The 19246-nt window shown below is 72.0% G+C and carries 16 protein-coding genes; 10 read left to right on the top strand and 6 right to left on the bottom strand.

Annotation, left to right across the window (positions count from 1 at the left end; all coding sequences use genetic code 11):
- Positions 1–132 precede the first annotated feature (132 nt).
- Together cobT and ABTX62_RS11275 are read left to right on the top strand one after the other, a co-directional pair.
- Positions 133–1284 carry a nicotinate-nucleotide--dimethylbenzimidazole phosphoribosyltransferase gene (gene cobT, locus ABTX62_RS11280; RefSeq protein ID WP_352115919.1) on the top strand — a complete coding sequence of 384 codons (1152 nt, stop codon included), beginning with the start codon at positions 133–135 and terminating at the stop codon, positions 1282–1284.
- 211 nt (positions 1285–1495) lie between these two features.
- Entirely contained in the window at positions 1496–2236 is a 741-nt protein-coding gene (locus ABTX62_RS11275; protein ID WP_352115918.1) for a hypothetical protein, read from the top strand.
- Here ABTX62_RS11275 and ABTX62_RS11270 read toward each other — a convergent pair.
- On the bottom strand, positions 2134–2898 hold the full coding sequence (locus ABTX62_RS11270; protein WP_352115917.1) for a hypothetical protein: 765 nt from the start codon (positions 2896–2898) through the stop codon (positions 2134–2136). The genes ABTX62_RS11275 and ABTX62_RS11270 overlap by 103 nt on opposite strands.
- A gap of 60 nt (positions 2899–2958) precedes the next feature.
- Between ABTX62_RS11270 and ABTX62_RS11265 the strand changes: the two genes are divergently transcribed.
- Positions 2959–3741, top strand: coding sequence for an adenosylcobinamide-GDP ribazoletransferase (locus tag ABTX62_RS11265; protein WP_352115916.1), 783 nt, complete (start codon positions 2959–2961; stop codon positions 3739–3741).
- Positions 3742–3821: 80 nt separating this feature from the next.
- Here ABTX62_RS11265 and ABTX62_RS11260 read toward each other — a convergent pair whose 3' ends face one another.
- The gene (locus ABTX62_RS11260; RefSeq protein ID WP_352115915.1) at positions 3822–4604 is read right to left on the bottom strand and encodes an endo alpha-1,4 polygalactosaminidase; all 783 of its coding nucleotides are present in this window, start codon (positions 4602–4604) and stop codon (positions 3822–3824) included.
- A 636-nt stretch (positions 4605–5240) separates the two neighbouring features.
- Between ABTX62_RS11260 and ABTX62_RS11255 the strand changes: the two genes are divergently transcribed.
- The 5 genes from ABTX62_RS11255 (at position 5241) to aceE (ending at position 14562) form a co-directional block, all read left to right on the top strand.
- Complete coding sequence (locus ABTX62_RS11255; protein ID WP_352115914.1) at positions 5241–6767, top strand: leucyl aminopeptidase; 1527 nt, start codon at positions 5241–5243, stop codon at positions 6765–6767.
- A gap of 621 nt (positions 6768–7388) precedes the next feature.
- The gene (lpdA, locus tag ABTX62_RS11250; RefSeq protein WP_352115913.1) at positions 7389–8777 is read left to right on the top strand and encodes a dihydrolipoyl dehydrogenase; all 1389 of its coding nucleotides are present in this window, start codon (positions 7389–7391) and stop codon (positions 8775–8777) included.
- Between the two features lie 63 nt (positions 8778–8840).
- Positions 8841–10682: a 2-oxoglutarate dehydrogenase, E2 component, dihydrolipoamide succinyltransferase gene (sucB, locus tag ABTX62_RS11245; RefSeq protein WP_352115912.1), complete on the top strand. Its 1842-nt coding sequence runs from the start codon at positions 8841–8843 to the stop codon at positions 10680–10682.
- Positions 10683–10942: 260 nt separating this feature from the next.
- Positions 10943–11566: a GntR family transcriptional regulator gene (locus ABTX62_RS11240; RefSeq protein WP_283969580.1), complete on the top strand. Its 624-nt coding sequence runs from the start codon at positions 10943–10945 to the stop codon at positions 11564–11566.
- A 293-nt stretch (positions 11567–11859) separates the two neighbouring features.
- Entirely contained in the window at positions 11860–14562 is a 2703-nt protein-coding gene (aceE, locus tag ABTX62_RS11235) for a pyruvate dehydrogenase (acetyl-transferring), homodimeric type (RefSeq protein WP_352115911.1), read from the top strand.
- 82 nt (positions 14563–14644) lie between these two features.
- Here the strand turns inward: aceE and ABTX62_RS11230 are convergent, their stop codons facing one another.
- Positions 14645–14785: a methionine/alanine import family NSS transporter small subunit gene (locus ABTX62_RS11230; protein WP_352115910.1), complete on the bottom strand. Its 141-nt coding sequence runs from the start codon at positions 14783–14785 to the stop codon at positions 14645–14647.
- Positions 14785–16353 carry a sodium-dependent transporter gene (locus ABTX62_RS11225; RefSeq protein ID WP_352115909.1) on the bottom strand — a complete coding sequence of 523 codons (1569 nt, stop codon included), beginning with the start codon at positions 16351–16353 and terminating at the stop codon, positions 14785–14787. The genes ABTX62_RS11230 and ABTX62_RS11225 overlap by 1 nt, the downstream gene beginning before the upstream one ends.
- A gap of 139 nt (positions 16354–16492) precedes the next feature.
- Here ABTX62_RS11225 and ABTX62_RS11220 point away from each other — a divergent pair, with 139 nt between their 5' ends.
- The gene (locus tag ABTX62_RS11220; RefSeq protein WP_352115908.1) at positions 16493–17479 is read left to right on the top strand and encodes a helix-turn-helix transcriptional regulator; all 987 of its coding nucleotides are present in this window, start codon (positions 16493–16495) and stop codon (positions 17477–17479) included.
- Between the two features lie 56 nt (positions 17480–17535).
- Positions 17536–18054 carry a DUF4240 domain-containing protein gene (locus ABTX62_RS11215; protein WP_352115953.1) on the top strand — a complete coding sequence of 173 codons (519 nt, stop codon included), beginning with the start codon at positions 17536–17538 and terminating at the stop codon, positions 18052–18054.
- Here the strand turns inward: ABTX62_RS11215 and ABTX62_RS11210 are convergent, their stop codons facing one another.
- Complete coding sequence (locus ABTX62_RS11210) at positions 18055–18291, bottom strand: hypothetical protein (protein ID WP_352115907.1); 237 nt, start codon at positions 18289–18291, stop codon at positions 18055–18057.
- A gap of 53 nt (positions 18292–18344) precedes the next feature.
- The gene (locus ABTX62_RS11205; RefSeq protein ID WP_352115952.1) at positions 18345–19121 is read right to left on the bottom strand and encodes a peptidoglycan recognition protein family protein; all 777 of its coding nucleotides are present in this window, start codon (positions 19119–19121) and stop codon (positions 18345–18347) included.
- Positions 19122–19246 lie beyond the last annotated feature (125 nt).

The raw sequence follows: 19246 nt of genomic DNA, 5'->3' as shown, positions 1-19246 counted from the left end.
GCACGAGCCACGTACGACAATCCTCTGCAAACCGGAACGTATGGGATGCCGATCTCGGGTGCAATGACGTCGCCTCGACGGAGTGGTGATGTGGCGCCGTGCTGTTCGACCGGTGCCGGTACTGTTCGGCGAATGAGCTCGCTTAATCTCGACGACTTCACCGATCTGATCGAGCGTCCGGACGGCGGGATCCGCCGGGACGCCGAGGCGCGCCGGGAGCGACAGGTCGTGCCGCCCGGGTCGCTGGGCCGCCTCGACGAACTGGGTGAGTGGCTGGCGGCGGCGCGGTCCGCCGTGCCGGTGCGGCCGGTGGAACGGCCGCGGGTGGTGCTCTTCGCCGGTGACCACGGCATCGCCGAGCTGGGCGTCTCGGCCCGGCCGGCGGGCGGCGCCGGGGAGTTGGTGCGCGAGGTGCTGGCGGGCGGCCGGCCGGTGTCGGTGCTGGCACGGCGGCTGGGCGTGCCGGTGCGGGTCGTCGACATGGCCCTGGACTGCGACCCCGACTCGCTGCCCGGCGACGTCGTACGGCACCGGGTGCGGCGCGGCAGCGGGCGGATCGACATCGAGGACGCGCTGACGGCGGAGGAGGCCGAGGCGGCGTTCCGCGCCGGGGTCGCGGTGGCCGACGAGGAGGCCGACTCGGGCACGGACCTGGTGGTGCTCGGTGATGTGAGCGTCGGCGGGACCACGGTGGCGGGCGTGCTGGTCGCGGCACTGTGCGGGGTCGACGCGTCGGTCGTCACCGGGCGGGGCGGGCTGGCGATCGACGACCTGGCGTGGATGCGCAAGTGCGCGGCGATCCGGGACGCGCTGCGCCGGGCGCGGCCGGTGCTCGGGGACCAGTTGCGGCTGCTGGCCGCGGTGGGCGGAGCGGACGTCGCCGCGATGACCGGCTTCCTGCTGCAGAGCGCGGTGCGCAAGCTGCCCGTGGTGCTGGACGGGGTCGTGACGGCCGCGTGCGCGCTGGTCGGACAGCGGATCGCGTTCCGGGCACCGGACTGGTGGCTGGCCGCGCACGACAGCGGGGAGCCCGGGCAGGCGAAGGCGCTGGACCGGATGGCCCTGGAGCCGCTGCTGTCCCATGGGGTGACCGTCGGCGAGGGCGCGGGCGGCCTGCTGGCGCTGCCGCTCGTGCAGGCCGCGGCCGCGCTGGCGGCGGAGCTGCCGGAGAAGCCGAAGGACTCCGAGGAGCCGGCCGTGCCGGACGCGTCCGAGGCGTCCGAGGCTGAGTCTGAGTCTGAGGCGTCTGAGTCTGAGGCATCTGAGGCGTCCGCCAAGCAGTAGCGCCCCGGAGCCGGCAGGTCGGCCAGGCCGGACGCGTCGAGGCATCCGGGGCGCTCCGGGGCGTCCGCCGGGCAGTAGCGCCCCGAGAGCCAGGTCACTCCCGCCTGGCTCAACTTCGTCCCGTTCCGGTCGGTCTTGGAACGTGGTGTCGGCTTGACCGAGTCGCGGACACCCTCAGACGTTTCCACGCACGGACGAGGACGACCGCCGGATGACCACGCTCGCCCGCTGGGCCCGCGCTGAATGGGGTGCGCTGTTCGCCGCGGTGCGCGGGCCGCTGGCCGAGCGGCGGTGGCGTGCCGTGCCGATGGCGGTCACGGCGGTGTGCCTCACGGCCGTGCTGCACCTCGTGCACCACCAGGCGTGGGGCTATCGGTTCGTGCAGGACGTGGGCGGCGTGCGGGCCGCGGACCCGTTGTGGGTGGCACTGCTGCGGACGCCGCTGTCGCTGTTCGTTCCGGCGCTGGATCTGCCGGTGTGGGGGGCGCTCGCGCAGATCCTGCTGGTGTTCGGCATCGCGGAGCTCTGCCTGGGCTGGTGGCGGACGCTCGCCCTCGCCTACGCCGCCACGCTCGCGGGCACGCTGTACGCGCGTCTGGGCATCGGGCTCGGTCCCGACGCGCCGCTGGGTCTGCCCGCCTCGGACCGGTGGGTGGTGGACACCGGGCCGTCGGCGGCGGTGGTGGGTCTGGCCGTCTTCCTCGGGTGGCTCTACCGCGCCTGGGTCACGGCCTCGGTCGTGGTCGTGGCGATGGTGGTCGAAGTGGTGCTGAAGGAGAACCTCGCGGGCAAGGAGCACCTCGCGGCGATCGTGGCGGTGCTGATGCTGTGCGCGCTCGGCGCGCCGCGTCAGCGGCGATCGAGGGACCGGGCCGGCTCGGGGTCGGGCGCGCCGCCGATCCAGTCCTGGAAGGCACGCCGGGGGCCCACCCAGCGGCGGTCGTGGTGGTAGGCGCGCAGGGTGGACTTCGCACGGGCGCGAGGGCGGTTCCCGTACAACCGCTTGGCCCACGGGGAGGCGGGACGGGCCAGCCGCACGGCGGCGACCAGTGCGACGAGCGGGACGATCACGCCCAGGACCGCGAGGCGCGTCTTGCCCTTGAACAGGGCGATGAGCGCGAACGCGAAGTTCACGAGGATGTTCCCGAGGACGACGGCGCGGTTCTGCTGCTGGTCCTCGTTGAGATCGTTCACGCCGAGCGGCGAGAAGCCGATCAGGAGCAGGCCCACGAGCGAGGCGGTCAGGACGACCATCTCCACGCTCTTGCGGCCGTCCGGGGTCCAGTAGACGTCGGCGAGATACAGGACCAGGGCGAACTCGTCGAGAACGAGGCCCGCGCCGATGCCGAAGATCACCGCGGCCAGCGCCGAGCCGAAGCCGTACTGGCCGCCGGCGACCGCGCCGAAGCCGCCGATGATCGTCAGGATGACACCGGGGACCACGTGGTGGACGTGGACACCGCCGCTGCCGCTGATGTTGCGGAAGGGGCCCTTGCCCGCCCGGATGAGACGGGTGATGCCCCGGGTGATCAGGAAGGTCAGGACGAAGGAGACGAGAGCGAGAAGCAACGGCAGCTTGCCGGGTTCCATGATGTTCCGCTCGAACCATCCCATATGTGAACTTTATCCACGGCTGCCGTTCCCGCTCTCCTGACCGGCCGGTAGCCTGCGCCGGTGCCCAGTACCTCGCCCCTCGACGGACTCCGCTTCGCCTTCGGCACCCTCACGGTGATCCCGGTCCGGGTGACCCGGTGGGACCGGGAGGCCGCGCGCGGCGGCATGCTGTGCGCTCCGCTGGCCGGGCTGGCGGTGGGTGCGGCGGCCGCCCTGCTCGGGCTGGTCCTGCTGACCCTGGGCGCGGGGGCGCCGCTCGCCGCCGTGGCGACCGTCGCCGTGCCGGCCGTACTCACGCGCGGGCTCCATCTCGACGGGCTCGCGGACACCGCCGACGGGCTGGGCAGCGGAAAGCCCGCCGAGGACGCACTGCGGATCATGAAGCAGTCGGACATCGGGCCGTTCGGGGTCATCACCCTCGTCCTCGCCCTGCTCGCACAGGTCGCCGCGCTCGCCCAGGCGTACGAGGCCTCCTGGGGCCGGGGCGCGTGTGCCGCCGTCGTCTCCGCGACACTCGCCCGGCTGGCCCTGACCCTCGCGGCCCGGGCGGGGGTGCCGGCGGCGCGGCCGGAGGGGCTGGGGGCGGCGGTGGCCGGTGTGGTGCCGCCGCGGGGGGCGGTGATCGCCACCGTGGCCGTCGCGGGGGCCGCCGCGGCGGCCGGGGCCCTCCTCGGGCCGTACGACATGGTCCGCGGCGTGCTCGCGGTCGTCGTTTCCCTGGCCGCCGCCGAGACGCTGCTGCGCCACTGCACCCGCCGCTTCGGCGGAGTGACGGGGGACGTCTTCGGCGGCCTGGCGGAGACGGCGGCGACCACCTCGCTGGTCGTTCTGGCACTGGGCTGAAACGATCTCCTCGTCATTCTCCTGCGGCCGCCGGTCCCTCGCCGAGCGGATCGCGGGCACGACGGTCACCGGGACCGGGCTCAGCAGGCCCGTCGCCACACTCCCAGTTCGTACTTCTTGAGCAGCGAACTGAGCTTCAGGCGGCGCGAGTCGGCGCAGAAGCGGCCGGTGGGAACCTCGTACTCGACATGGAAGACGGCCTTGCCCGCCTCGATGAACGGCGTGAGGGCCGCGCACTCGCCGTACTGGGCGCACTGTTCGTTGACCGCGAAGTCGAAGTTCCCGACCAGTTCGGGGATCTGGTCCAGGTCGTTCTTCAGCCCGACCGCCAGGCCCCGGTCGTGGGCCAGCCCGGCGATGAGGCGGTTGTAGCGGAGCTGGTCGGCGGCCGTCAGGGGGAAGCCGGTGTCGTTGCGGTAGCCGTCCATGTTGTCGGGCTCCACCGCGTCGAAGCCCTTGTCGCGGCACATGTCGATCCGGGCCGCCATGAGCGGCTCCAGGACGTCGGTGCGGCGGATGTCGAGCCAGCGCTCCCCCTTCCAGCCGTTGCCGCGGCCGAGGACCGACTCGGGGAACTTCTCCGCGTCGGGGCGGAACTCCTCCCAGGCGCCGGTGGAGAGGTAGCAGATGACCTTGCGGTCCTCGCGGTGCAGCCGGGCGACGGTGTCCTCGGAGTGGTCGAAGCCGTCGATGTCGTAGACGGGCACGTCGACGGAGGTGTCCAGGCGCCCGCTGAGCTGCCACTGCCAGTCGGTGCCGGGGCGGGGCCGCCAGCGGGGGCCGGGCTTGTCGTCCGGGGCCTGGGCGCACCCCGCGAGCAGCACGAGGAGCAGGGCGACGACGAGAAGGGGCAGGCGTCTCACGGGGTGTTCTCCGCGTTCTGGAGGTGTGCGGCAGGGTGCCCCACGGATGATCTCCGGCCCCGGGCACCGCGCAGTGCACCGCCGCGCCCCGCGCCCGGGCCAGACCTTCCGGGTCGACGCCGGGCGGGACGTCGTACACCAGGTGGCACAACCGTAACCACCAGCACCCTCAGGTCGACGCGGGGTTGCTCGGCGGCCGTCGCCCCGGGCGCGGAGGCCCCGGCCGTGATCAGGCCCGCCGCCGTCATCGCGGCGGCCGTGTTCCTCCATCCGCGCGCACGCCGCGTCATGGTTCCTCCCCAGAAGATCCCCGGCATCTTCGTGCGGTCGAGCAGAGGGGGGAGCCGTGGGAATCGTGCAAAGCGGCGAGCAGGGCGCTCACCGGATCGCGACGAGTGTGACCCAGTTCACCGGTGTGAGGGATCAGGAAATGGCCACTACGCCACCGACGGGTGAACGCCCGCAGGAATGAGCGAACGGGACCACGCGCGTAGTCTCGACGTCGAGTGTTCGCCGTACCGGGGAAGGCCCCGTGGATACCGGACCCTGAGGTCGGAATAGGGTCGGCTGTCGGGCCCGGTCGACCCACATCGTTCGACCACTGCAACTTCACATCGGAAGCGAGATTTCACCACCGTGACTGCTCTCACTCTCAGCACCGCCGCGGCGTCCGGTCTGCGGGCCGACGCGATCGTGATCGGTGTCGCCAAGGGTGCCAACGGGCCGGTCGTCGCACCGGGCGCCGAGGCCGTGGACAAGGCGTACGACGGCAGGCTCGCCGGCGTTCTGGAGACTCTCGGCGCCTCCGGCGGCGAGGGCGAGGTGACGAAGCTGCCGGCGCCGTCCGGCTTCAAGGCACCGCTCATCCTGGCGGTCGGCCTGGGCGCGGCCCCCGAGAAGGACGCCGACTACGACTCCGAGGCCCTGCGCAAGGCCGCCGGTGTCGCCGCCCGCGCCCTGGCCGGGTCCAAGAAGGCCGGTTTCGCGCTGCCGCTGGGCGACTCCGCCGCCGCCGGCGCGCTCGGGGAGGGCGCTCTGCTCGGCGCGTACTCCTTCGACGCCTACAAGGCCAACGGCCAGGACCCCAAGGCCAAGAACGGCAAGGCGCCCCTGGCCGAGGTCACCCTGCTCGGCGGCAAGCCCCGCGACAAGGCGTACAAGGCCGCGATCGAGCGTGCCGTCGCCGTGTCCGAGGAGCTCAACCGCGCCCGCGACCTGATCAACACCCCGCCGAACGACCTGAACCCCGAGTCGTTCGCCGCGGTCGCCCAGGCCGCGGCCAAGGAACACGGCATCAAGGTGCAGGTGCTCGACGAGAAGGCCCTGGTCAAGGGCGGCTACGGCGGCATCCTCGGTGTCGGCGCGGGCTCGGCGGCCGGACCGCGCCTGGTCAAGCTGTCGTACACCTCCTCCAAGGCCAGGAAGCACCTCGCCTTCATCGGCAAGGGCATCACGTACGACTCGGGCGGCATCTCGCTGAAGCCGGCCGGTCACAACGAGACGATGAAGTGCGACATGAGCGGGGCGGCCGCCGTGTTCGCCGCGGTCGTCGCCGCCGCGCGCCTCGGCCTGGAGGTCAACGTCACCGGCTGGCTCGCCCTGGCCGAGAACATGCCCTCCGGTTCCGCTACCCGTCCGGGTGATGTGCTGCGGATGTACAGCGGCAAGACCGTGGAGGTGCTCAACACCGACGCGGAGGGCCGGCTGGTGCTGGCCGACGCGCTGTGGGCGGCCTCGCAGGAGAAGCCGGACGCGATCGTGGACGTGGCGACGCTGACCGGAGCGATGGTGCTGGCGCTCGGCAACCGGACGTTCGGGATCATGGGCAACGACGACGCGTTCCGTGCGGCGCTGCACGAGGCGGCGGAGGAGGTCGGGGAGCCGGCGTGGCCGATGCCGCTGCCGGAGCACCTGCGCAAGGGGATGGACTCGGCCACGGCCGACATCGCGAACATGGGCGAGCGGATGGGCGGCGGACTGGTCGCCGGTCTGTTCCTGCGCGAGTTCGTGGGCGAGGGCATCACCTGGGCGCACCTGGACATCGCCGGTCCGGCCTTCAACGAGGGCGGACCGTTCGGATACACGCCGAAGGGCGGCACGGGCTCGGCCGTACGGACGCTGGTGCGGGTCGCGGAGCTGACGGCCGCGGGCGAGCTGGGCTGAGTCCCCGGAGAGCCCGGTCTCGCCGGTGGTGCGGCGAGTGCGGGGGCGTGGGGCTGTTCGCGCAGTTCCCCGCGCCCCCCGGGTTCGCCGTCCCCGCACCCGCACGGCGCAGCCGCAGACCCGATACGCCACCGCGCCCCCCGGGTTCGCCGTCCCCGCACCCGCACGGCGCAGCCGCAGACCCGATACGCCACCGCGCCCCCGGGTTCGCCGTCCTCACGCCCGCGCGGCGCAGCCGCAGATCGGATACGGCTCCGCGCCCCTGCGAGCACGTCCCGCCGTCGGTCGCCGGTGCGCGTGAGGACTGGTCGCGGCCGCGCGGCGCAGCCGCAGATCCGATACGGCACCGCGCCCCCTGGGTTCGCCGTCCTCGCGGCTGCGCGGCGGAGCCGCAGATCAGACACAGCACCGCGCCACTCGGGCTTCGCCCCCGAAGGCGGCTCATCTGAACGTGGGGTGTCTCACACCGCAGCCCGGCGTCTCCTTGTGTGCTGACAAGTGCGAAGATGGGGCTCGGCAGGACAGGGCCCCACCGAAGGGCCGAAGAACGAGCGGCCGGACACCAGCCGCCTGCCGGTCACCGAAGACCGGCTCACGGCGCACATGCATGGAGGACGTGACGTGGCGAACGACGCCAGCACCGTTTTCGACCTAGTGATCCTCGGCGGTGGCAGCGGTGGTTACGCCGCGGCCCTGCGCGGGGCGCAGCTGGGCCTGGACGTCGCCCTGATCGAGAAGGACAAGGTCGGCGGCACCTGCCTGCACCGGGGATGCATCCCCACCAAGGCCCTGCTGCACGCGGGCGAGATCGCCGACCAGGCCCGCGAGAGCGAGCAGTTCGGTGTGAAGGCCTCCTTCGAGGGCATCGACATCGCCGGGGTGCACAAGTACAAGGACGGCGTGGTCGCCGGCCTGTACAAGGGCCTGCAGGGGCTCGTCGCCTCCCGGAAGGTGACGTACATCGAGGGTGAGGGCCGACTGTCCTCCCCCACCTCCGTCGACGTGAACGGCCGCCGCGTCGAGGGCCGCCACATCCTGCTCGCGACCGGCTCCGTGCCGAAGTCGCTGCCCGGCCTGGACATCGACGGCAACCGGATCATCTCCTCCGACCACGCCCTCGTGCTGGACCGCGTGCCCAAGTCCGCGATCATCCTGGGCGGCGGTGTCATCGGCGTCGAGTTCGCCTCCGCCTGGAAGTCCTTCGGCACCGAGGTCACGATCGTCGAGGGCCTGAAGCACCTGGTGCCGGTCGAGGACGAGAACTCCTCCAAGCTCCTGGAGCGCGCGTTCCGCAAGCGCGGCATCAAGTTCAACCTGGGCACCTTCTTCCAGAAGGCCGAGTACACCCAGGACGGCGTCAAGGTCACCCTCGCCGACGGCAAGGAGTTCGAGGCCGAGGTCCTGCTGGTGGCCATCGGCCGCGGCCCGGTCTCCCAGGGCCTGGGCTACGAGGAGCAGGGCGTCGCCATGGACCGCGGCTACGTCCTGGTCGACGAGTACATGCGCACGAACGTGCCGACCATCTCCGCCGTCGGCGACCTCGTCCCGACCCTCCAGCTCGCGCACGTCGGCTTCGCCGAGGGCATCCTGGTGGCGGAGCGCCTGGCCGGTCTGAAGACCGTTCCGATCGACTACGACGGTGTTCCGCGGGTGACGTACTGCCACCCGGAGGTCGCCTCCGTGGGCATCACCGAGGCCAAGGCCAAGGAGATCTACGGTGCGGACAAGGTCGTCGCTCTGAAGTACAACCTCGCGGGCAACGGCAGGAGCAAGATCCTGGGCACCGCGGGCGAGATCAAGCTCGTCCAGGTCAAGGACGGTGCCGTCGTCGGCGTCCACATGGTCGGCGACCGCATGGGCGAGCAGGTCGGCGAAGCCCAGCTGATCTACAACTGGGAGGCGCTGCCCGCCGAGGTCGCGCAGCTCATCCACGCCCACCCGACCCAGAGCGAGGCGCTCGGCGAGGCCCACCTGGCCCTGGCCGGCAAGCCCCTCCACGCGCACGACTGACCCCTCGGTCGACGAACGCGACGACACAGACTTCCGCACTTTCCGTAAGGAGCAACCGAAACCATGGCGGTTTCCGTAACCCTTCCGGCGCTCGGCGAGAGCGTCACCGAGGGCACTGTCACTCGCTGGCTGAAGGCCGAGGGCGAGCGCGTCGAGGCCGACGAGCCGCTGCTCGAGGTCTCGACCGACAAGGTCGACACCGAGATCCCCTCGCCCGCCGCCGGTGTCCTGGCCTCCATCAAGGTCGCCGAGGACGAGACGGTCGAGGTCGGCGCCGAGCTGGCCCTGATCGACGACGGCAGCGGCGCGCCCGCCGCCGAGCAGGCCCCGCAGGCCGAGCAGGTCGCCGAGCCCGCTCCCGAGCCGGCCCCGGCCGCCCCGTCCACCGAGCAGGCCGCCCCGGCGCCCGCTCCCACCACCGACACCGCGGCCGGCGGCGGCTCCGCCGAGGGCACGGACGTCGTCCTGCCCGCGCTCGGCGAGTCCGTCACCGAGGGCACCGTCACCCGCTGGCTGAAGTCGGTCGGTGACAGCGTCGAGGCCGACGAGCCGCTGCTCGAGGTCTCCACCGACAAGGTCGACACCGAGATCCCGGCGCCCACCTCGGGCACCCTGCTGGAGATCGTGGTCGGTGAGGACGAGACCGCCGAGGTCGGCGCCAAGCTCGCCGTCATCGGCGAGGCGGGTGCCGCTCCGGCCGCCGCCCCCGCGCAGGAGGCCCCGGCCGCCCCGGCGCAGCCCGAGCCCGCCCAGGCCCCGGCACAGCCCGAGCCCGCTCAGGCCCCGGCCCCGCAGCAGGCCGCCCCGGCCCAGCAGGCCCCGGCCGCCCCGGCTCCGGCTCCGCAGGCGCCGTCCGCCCCGGCTCCGCAGGAGCAGACCGCCCCGGCTCCCGACCCGGCCCCGGCCGCTCCGGCGCCCGCCCCGGCTCCGGCCCAGGCCCCGGCCGCTCCGGCCGCCGCCAAGCCGGCCGACGACGGCGCCTACGTGACCCCGCTGGTGCGCAAGCTCGCCGCCGAACAGGGCGTCGACCTGGCCGCCGTCAAGGGCACCGGCGTCGGCGGCCGTATCCGCAAGCAGGACGTCGTCGCCGCGGCCGAGGCCGCGAAGAGCGCCGCCGCCGCCCCGGCCCCCGCCGCTGCCGCCCCGTCGGCCGCGAAGAGGGCCCCGTCGCTGGAGGCGTCGCCGCTGCGCGGCCAGACCATCAAGATGCCGCGGATCCGCAAGGTCATCGGCGACAACATGGTCAAGGCCCTGCACGAGCAGGCCCAGCTGTCCTCGGTCGTCGAGGTCGACGTCACCCGCCTGATGAGGCTGCGCGCCCGTGCCAAGGACGCGTTCGCGTCGCGTGAGGGCGTCAAGCTCTCCCCGATGCCGTTCTTCGTCAAGGCCGCGGCGCAGGCGCTGAAGGCGCACGCGCCGATCAACGCCAGGATCAACGAGGCCGAGGGGACCATCACCTACTTCGACACCGAGAACGTCGGTATCGCGGTGGACTCCGAAAAGGGCCTGATGACCCCGGTCATCAAGAACGCCGGTGACCTCAACCTCGCCGGTATCGCCAAGGCGACGGCCGAGCTCGCGGGCAAAGTCCGGGCCAACAAGATCACCCCGGACGAGCTGTCCGGCGCGACCTTCACCATCTCCAACACCGGGTCGCGCGGCGCGCTCTTCGACACGATCATCGTGCCTCCGGGCCAGGTCGCCATCCTCGGCATCGGCGCGACGGTCAAGCGCCCCGCCGTCATCGAGACGGAGGAGGGCACGGCCATCGGCGTCCGCGACATGACGTACCTGACCCTGTCCTACGACCACCGCCTGGTGGACGGCGCCGACGCCGCCCGTTACCTGACGGCGGTCAAGGCCATTCTGGAGGCGGGCGAGTTCGAGGTCGAACTCGGCCTGTAGTCGCCGACCGGCAGTACGCCATCGATGCCCCGTCCGGCTTTCCCGGGCGGGGCATCGTCGTCCCCAGGGGCGCGCGGCTGTATCGATGTGCGGCTTCGCCGCGTGGGCGCGACCGGACCACAACGGCGCCGCAGGCGAACGACCACCCCACACCCCTGGTGTAAGTCTCGTCTCACCTGCGTCAAAGCGCCTCAACCCGCCCCACCCGCGGCGGGAACCGGCCGTATTGTCTAAACGTCGATCCCGCGTAAGGAGCCCTCATGACCGCGCCCGTCATCCACTCGCTCCGCGAGCAGATCCGCGAGCACATCCTGGAGGGGATCATCAGCGGACGCTGGCAGCCGGGCGAGCGGATCGTCGAGCGCCGGATCGCCACCGAGCTGGAGGTCAGTCAGACCCCGGTCCGTGAGGCCCTGCGCGAGCTGGAGTCCCTGCGCCTGATCGAGTCCGCTCCGAACAAGGGCGTGCGCGTCCGCAACCTCACGGCCGCCGACCTGGAGGAGAGCTACCCGGTCCGGGCCGGTCTGGAGGCCATCGCCGCGGAGCTGGCCGCCCAAGGGCTCGCGGAGGACTGCTCGGCGCTGGAACCCCACGTCAGCGCCCTGTACGAGGCCGACCGCGTCTCCGACGGCACGGCTCAGGTGCGGCACACCGTCGCCTTCCACCGCGAACTGGTCCGCGCCGCGGGCAACTCCGTTCTGCTGCACACCTGGGAGGGGCTCGGCATCGAGGTGTTCACGGCCCTGTCGATCCGCTGGCTGGGCACCCGGCAGCAGTCGTACGCGGAGGAGCACGAGGAACTCGTCGCCGCGTTCAAGCGCCGTGACCCCCGGATCGCGGAGCTTGTGAAGGCGCACGTCCTGGGCTGCGCGCCCCGGGCGTGACACCCGAGCGCACCCTCGCTCAAACACCTCCGACCTGCGAAAACCATGCGAAAACAGGTCACCGCGTGCCACCGCCGGAGGCACCCCGTGCCTACTTTCTCGTGATCAAGAGGTTTTACCGCTCAACCCTTTGATCGATCATCGATCAGCGAGTTACAGTCGCCGACGGGCCACGCGGCGGAAGCCGCAAGGTGTCACAGCACCCGAGGCCCGCGCCCTGTCCTGCCAAAGACCAAGGGCACCCCCGATCCCCTTTTGTGAGGGAACCCCCTTCGACTGAGGAAGGCGGCGACATGACCGACCCCCACGCCATCCAGCCGAGCGAGCTCGACCAGCTCCCCGACCGGGACCCGGAGGAGACCGCCGAATGGCAGGCCTCCCTGGACGCGGTCACCAAGGCTGCCGGGCCGCACCGTGCCGCATACCTGATGCGCCGCACGCTGGAGCGCGCCGAGGGCGCCGGCATCGCGCTGCCGAAGCTCCTCGAGACCGACTACGTCAACTCCATCCCCACCTCCGCCGAGCCGGCGGTGCCCGGTGACGAGGCGATGGAGCAGCGGATCACCGCGTGGAACCGCTGGAACGCGGCCGCGATGGTGACCCGGGGCAGCAAGTACGGCGTGGGCGGCCACATCGCCACCTTCGCCTCCGCCGCCTGGCTGTACGAGACGGGCTTCAACCACTTCTTCAAGGGCAAAGAGGCCGACGGCTCCGGCGACCAGCTCTACATCCAGGGCCACGCCTCCCCCGGCATCTACGCCCGCGCGTTCCTCGACGGCCGTCTGAACGAGCAGCAGCTCGACAACTTCCGCCGCGAGTCGGGCGGCAACGGCCTGCCTTCCTACCCGCACCCGCGCCGCCTGCCCTGGCTGTGGGAGTTCCCGACCGTCTCCATGGGTCTGGGCCCGCTCTCCGCCATCTACCAGGCGCGCTTCAACCGCTACCTCACCAACCGCGGCATCAAGGACACCTCCGCCTCGCACGTGTGGGCGTTCCTCGGCGACGGCGAGATGGACGAGCCCGAGTCGACGGCGGCCCTCGCGCTCGCGGCCCGTGAGGAGCTGGACAACCTCACCTTCGTCATCAACTGCAACCTGCAGCGTCTGGACGGCCCGGTCCGCGCCAACTTCAAGATCGTGCAGGAGCTGGAAGCCCAGTTCCGCGGCGCCGGCTGGAACGTGATCAAGACGCTGTGGGGCACGGCCTGGGACGAGCTGTTCCGGCTCGACACCACCGGCGCGCTCGTACGCCGTCTGCGCCAGGTACCGGACGCACAGATCCAGACGTACCAGACCCGCGACGCGACCTACATCCGCCAGGACTTCTTCGGCGGCGACCCGGCGCTCGTGGAGATGGCGAAGCTGCTGAGCGACGACAAGATCCTGGAGTGCTTCCACCTCTCGCGCGGTGGTCACGAGGCGCGCAAGGTGTACGCCGCGTACAAGGCCGCCGTCGAGCACAAGGGCGCGCCGACCGTGATCCTGGCCCAGACGGTCAAGGGCCACACCCTGGGCGAGGGCTTCGCGTCGAAGAACGCCAACCACCAGATGAAGAAGCTCTCGGTGGACGAGTTCAAGAACATGCGCGATCTGCTCGGCCTGCCGATCAAGGACAGCGACTTCGTCGACGGCGTGGTCCCCTACGGCCACCCGGGCGCCGACTCCCCCGAGGTCCGCTACCTCCAGGAACGGCGTGCCGCCCTCGGCGGTCCGGCTCCGGCCCGGCGCGTCCACCCGGTCGCCCCGCTGCCCGCCCCGGCGGAGAAGGCGTTCGCCTCCTTCGACAAGGGCTCGGGTGCGCAGAACGTCGCGACGACGATGGCCTTCGTCCGCCTGGTCAAGGACCTGGTCCGCGACAAGGAGACGGGCAAGCGCTGGGTGCCGATCGTCCCGGACGAGGCGCGCACCTTCGGCATGGAGTCGCTGTTCCCCTCGCTCGGCATCTACTCGCCCAAGGGCCAGACGTACGAGCCGGTCGACCGCGACCAGCTGATGTACTACAAGGAGGCCAAGAACGGCCAGATCCTCAACGAGGGGATCACCGAGGCCGGTTCGATGGCCGACTTCATCGCCGCTTCGACGTCGTACGCGACGCACGGCGAGACGATGATCCCGTTCTACATCTTCTACTCGATGTTCGGCTGGCAGCGCACGGCCGACCAGATGTGGCAGCTCGGTGACCAGCTCGGCCGCGGCTTCCTCGTCGGCGCCACGGCCGGCCGCACGACGCTGACGGGCGAAGGCCTCCAGCACGCCGACGGCCACTCCCCCGTCATCGCGGCGACGAACCCGGCGGCGCTGTCGTACGACCCGGCGTTCGCCTACGAGGTCGCCACGATCGTCAAGGACGGTCTGCGCCGGATGTACGGCGAGGCGGCCCCGGACGAGGACCAGGACGTCTTCTACTACCTCACCGTCTACAACGAGCCGCTGCCGCAGCCCGCGAAGCCGTCCGTCGCCGGGATCGACGAGGGCATCGTCAAGGGCCTGTACCGCTTCAACACGGCGGAGTCGGCGGGCATCACCCCGCCGGCGAACGCCCCGCGGATCCAGCTGCTCGGCTCCGGTACGGCGATCCACTGGGCGCTCAAGGCGCAGCGGCTGCTCGCCGAGGAGTGGGGCGTGGCGGCCGACGTGTGGTCGGCGACGTCCTGGAGCGAGCTGCGCCGGGACGCCCTGGAGGCGGACGAGGCCGGCTTGCGCGGCGAGGAGCGGGTGCCGTTCGTGCGGCAGGCGCTCCAGGGTGCCGAGGGCCCGGTGCTGGCGGTCTCCGACTACATGCGCCAGGTCCCGGACCAGATCGCGCAGTGGGTCGAGCAGGACTGGTCCTCGCTGGGCGCCGACGGCTTCGGCCTCTCGGACACCCGTGAGGCGGCCCGCCGCCACTTCGGGGTGGACGCCGAGTCGATCGTCGTCGCGGCCCTGGCCCAGCTCGCCAGGCGCGGCGAGGTCAAGGCGACATCGGTGAAGGAAGCGCGCGCCAAGTACGGTCTGTGAAGAACCCTGCGGACGGCGAAGCGGCCGTCGGCCTCCCGTGGTTCGGGAGGCCGACGGCCGCTTCCGTGGTACCGCCCGGACGCTACTCGGTGTGCGGGACCGTCGCCTCCTCGGCGTCCGGTCCGGGGTCGGGGTGGCGGCGGAGCTGGACGATGGCCAGCCCCAGGCCGCCCCAGACGATGAGGATCGCGATGATCATCATGATGATGGCGCCGCCGGACATCAGCGGTCCTCCTCTCCGGGCCGCTTGCCCTTTCGGTGGCCCTCGGCCTCGTCGAGGGACTCCATGTCCAAGTCGCTCAGCCCGCCCTCGGCCGCCTTCCACGGGATGAGGGAGAGCAGCACGCCGACCACCAGCGCCGCGATCGCCACGCTCCAGCCCGCTCCCAGCAGGAAGTCGGTGGGATAGCCCTCGTAGTTCTCGTCGAACTCCGAGCGCAGGCTGTCGACCATCATCCAGCCCAGCACCAGCGGGGTGATGACACCGAGGCAGATCCGCCACCAGTGGCCGAGCCGCACGGCGGAGGTGGCGTCGGCGTCGCGTTGCAGTTCGGGCAGCTTGCGCATGAACCAGGCCACCGCGATCACCCCGACCAGCGCGGCCATCGCGATGCCGTACTGGTTGATGAAGTGGTCGGAGGCGTCGAGCAGGTAGACGCCCTCGTTGGTCGGGAACAGCAGGATGGAGGCCACCGCCACGGCGCCGCCCACGCCCAACACGGCGGGGACGCGGCGCATGCCGGTGCGGTCCTGCACCGCGGAGACCACCACCTGGACGATCGAGATCAGCGAGGACAGGCCCGCGATCACCAGGGACACGAAGAACAGCACGCCGAAGGCGCCGCCCAGCCACATCTCGGAGATGATCGTCGGGAAGGCGACGAACGCCAGCCCGAGCCCCGCGGTCGCCACGTCGCCGACCGGCACCCCCGCGGCCTGCGCCATGAAGCCCAGCGTGGCGAACACGCCGATGCCGGCGAGGATCTCGAAGGAGCTGTTGGCGAACCCGGCGACCAGGGCGGAGCCGGTGAGATCGGAGCGGCGCCGCAGATAGGAAGCGTAGGTGATCATGATGCCGAAGCCGATCGACAGCGAGAAGAAGATCTGGCCGTAGGCGGCCACCCAGACGCTGCCGTTGGTCAGCTCCGACCAGTCGGGGCGGAAGAAGGCGTCCAGCCCCTGCGCCGCACCGTCCAGGGTGAGGGCCCGGATCACCAGGACGACGAAGAAGACCACCAGCAGCGGGATGAAGATCTTGTTGGCCTTCTCGATGCCGCGCCGGATGCCGAACGCCAGGATGCCCAGCACCACGATCCAGACGGCGATGAGCGGCCACAGCACCCCGGAGACGTAGCCGGAGACGAAGCCCGGCGTCTCGGACGCCTTGAGGAAGCTGCCGAAGAGGAAGCCCTCCGGGTCGTCGCCCCAGGCCTGGTCGGCGGAGAAGCCGATGTAACGGACCGCCCAGGCGATGATGACCGCGTAGTACGTGGCGATCACGAAGGAGATCGCCACCTGCCACCACCCGATCACCTCCGCCGGGCGCGCCATCTGCCGCAGCGCCGCCGGGGGCGAGGTCCGGTATCTGCGCCCGATCGCGTATTCCATGATCAGCAGCGGGATACCGGCGGTGAGCAGGGCGATGAGATAGGGGAAGAGAAAGGCGCCGCCGCCGTTCTCGTAGGCGACGGCGGGAAAGCGCCAGATGTTGCCGAGCCCGATGGCGGAGCCGATCGCCGCCAGCAGGAATCCCGTGCGTGTGGCCCATTGTTCGCGAGGCTGTTTCGTCATGTGTGTCCTCGTCGAGGGACGTCCCGATTGATCCACCGAACCTCTGCATCCTGAACTCCGACCGACGCTAACAGTGGTGACGGCATGATCACACCGTGTGTACACCCAGGCGGGTGGCACGCCCGGCACAATGGCGGTCATGCGTGCTGCCCGGCTGATCAAGATGGTGCTGCTGCTCCAGTCCCGGCCCTCCATGACGGCCGCCGAGCTCGCCCGTGAACTGGAGGTGTCCGAGCGGACGGTCACCCGGGACGCCCAGGCGCTGTCGGAGGCGGGCGTGCCGGTGTACGCGGACCGGGGCCGGGCCGGCGGCTACCGGCTCGTCGGCGGGTACCGGACGCGGCTGACCGGCCTGCACCGCGGCGAGGCCGAGGCACTGTTCCTGTCCGGAGTGCCCGGGGCGCTGCGCGAGATGGGTCTGGAGGACGCCGCCTCGGCGGCCCGGCTGAAGGTGTCGGCGGCGCTGCTGCCCTCCCTGCGGGACGCCTCCCGGACGGCCTCCCAGCGGTTCCATCTGGACGCGCCCAGCTGGTTCAAGGAGCCGAAGACGCCCGCGCTGCTGCCGGCCGTCGCCGACGCGGTGTGGGACGACCGGCGGATCGGCGCCCGCTACCGGCGCGGGGAGGACGAGATCGTCCGGGAGCTGGAGCCGTACGGGCTCGTGCTGAAGGCGGGCGTCTGGTACCTGTGCGCCCGGGTGGCCGGGTCCGCGTCCTTCCGGGTGTACCGGATCGACCGGTTCACGGCGGTGGACACGGACGGGGAGCGCTTCGAGCGGGAGCCGGACTTCGACCTGCCCGCGTTCTGGGAGGAGCGGGCCGAGCAGTTCGCGCGGTCCATCCTGCGGGCGCGGGTCGTGGTGCGGCTGTCCCCCGACGGTATGCGCGCCCTGCCGTACGCCCTCGACGCGATGACCGCCCGGGAGGCTCTGACGGACGCCGACGCCCCGGACGAGAACGGCTGGGTGACCGTGACGCTGCCGGTGGAGTCCGAGGAGGTGGCCCACACCCAGCTGGCGGCCCTCGGTCCGGAGGTGGAGGTGCTGGCGCCGGAGAGCCTGCGCGAGCGGTTCGCCGCGGACGCGGCGCGGCTGGTCCGGCTCTACCGGCCCGAGGGCGGCGCATAACGATCGTGCGCACTCCGGGTGCGCCCGTGTGTCCCAGGGCCGATGCTTGACCCGTGATGGACGAGACGGAGTTCTGGGAGCTGATCGACGATGCCCGGGAGGCCGCCGAGGGCGACCCGGAGGAGCAGGCCGACCTGCTCGTGGACCGGCTCGCCCAGCTGGATCCGGACTCGGTCCTGGACTTCGCCCGGCACTTCGAGTCCCGCTACAACCGCGCCTACCGCTGGGACCTGTGGGGCGCCGCCTGGGTGCTGCTCGACGGGGCGAGCGACGACGCCTTCGACTTCTTCCGGTGCTGGCTGATCGGGCAGGGCCGCGAGATCTTCGAGGGCGCCGTGCACGACCCGGACGCGCTCGCCGATCTGCTGGGCGACTTCGACGAGGAGATCGACGGCGACGGCGAGGAACTCGGCTACGCGGCGGACGAGGCCTACGAGCAGCTCACCGGCGTGGTCGCCCCCGACCTGGAGGTCGCGCCGCCGCCCCCCGAACCCGAGGGCACCGCGCTCGACTTCGAGAACGAGGGGCTGCTCGCCGAGCGCTACCCCCGGCTGTGGCAGCGCTTCAGGGGCTGATCAGGCGACGCGGCGGCGGCCGGTGTCGGACGGGAGGTACGCGTGTACCGGACCGGCCTGCACCGCGTGGTGCAGCGGAGCGGTGTTGGCCTGGTCGAGGGCGGACGCGGTGACCGCCGCCGGGCCCAGGACGACCGTCACGGCCGCGCAGAGCACCGCCCAGGGGCCGCGCACGGCCCCCGCCCGCACACTCGCGCTCCCCGCGTCCGCCGGGGCTTTCCCACGACCGTCGTTCATGGTCACCACCTCCAGTCGGCTGCCTGTGGGCATGACCGCAGGGGGCCGGGATCTCAAGACGCCGTGCGTTCGCTGTGGCCTTCCCGTGGACCGTCGGGCCGGCCCTGGAGGCGGGCGGCGAGCTGTCTGATCTCGGGCAGGCGGGCGCGCAGGGCGGCGCCCGGGCAGCTGGTCATATAGCCGTCGCTGTGACCCGCGAGGGCGGGAAGGCGGACGGTGGTGCCGGCCGCGTACCGGCTCAGGCCGTTGCTGGAGACCAGACGGACGTCCGCGCGCGGGTCGGTGCCGGTCAGGCCCAGCTTCCAGGCGGACAGCGCGGCGATCGCGCGGATCATGGGCCGGGGCACGGGCATGCCCTCGGTGAAGGTGCCGAGGGCCGCGATGCCTGCGGTGCGGTGGTTGAAGCCCTGGGTGTGGGCGCCCGTGACCGCGCGTTCCACGCCCCCCGCGCGGCCCTCGTAGAGGGTGCCGCAGCGGTCGACGACGAAGTTGTAGCCGATGTCGTCCCAGTCGCGGGTGCCGGTCTGGCCGGTGTACAGGCCCCGGATGATGCGGGGCGCGTCGGCGCAGTCGTAGCCGTTGGGCGAATCGGTGTGGTGCACGAAGACGGCGGCGACCCGGTCGTCGTAGCGGGGGCGGGGTTGCGCGCGGGCGGCGTCGCCCAGCCACCGCGCTCTGGGCACGATGAGCGGGCGGGGAGCGGTGTGGGGCGCGGCGGTGGAACGGGCCGTGCCGGCGCGGGAGCCGGTCTCGGCGGCGTTCTCGACGCCGTGGGCGCACAGCACCAGCGCCACGGCGGCGGCGAGGCCCGGCAGGCAGCCGAGCACCACCCGGGCCGCGCGCGGCAGGCCGGCTGTGCCGGGTGTCCCGGCGACGGAAGGCCTGCGTGCGCCACGCCGTCTTCGCACGACACGCATGGTCCCACTGTCGGCCTGATCCGGTCCGTCCGCGATGT

The sequence above is a fragment of the Streptomyces sp. NPDC096046 genome (assembly GCF_040303285.1).
In the GTDB taxonomy this organism is placed as follows: Bacteria; Actinomycetota; Actinomycetes; order Streptomycetales; family Streptomycetaceae; genus Streptomyces.
Note: the sequence above shows the minus strand (reverse complement) of the source record. Positions and strands in the feature narration are given on the sequence as shown.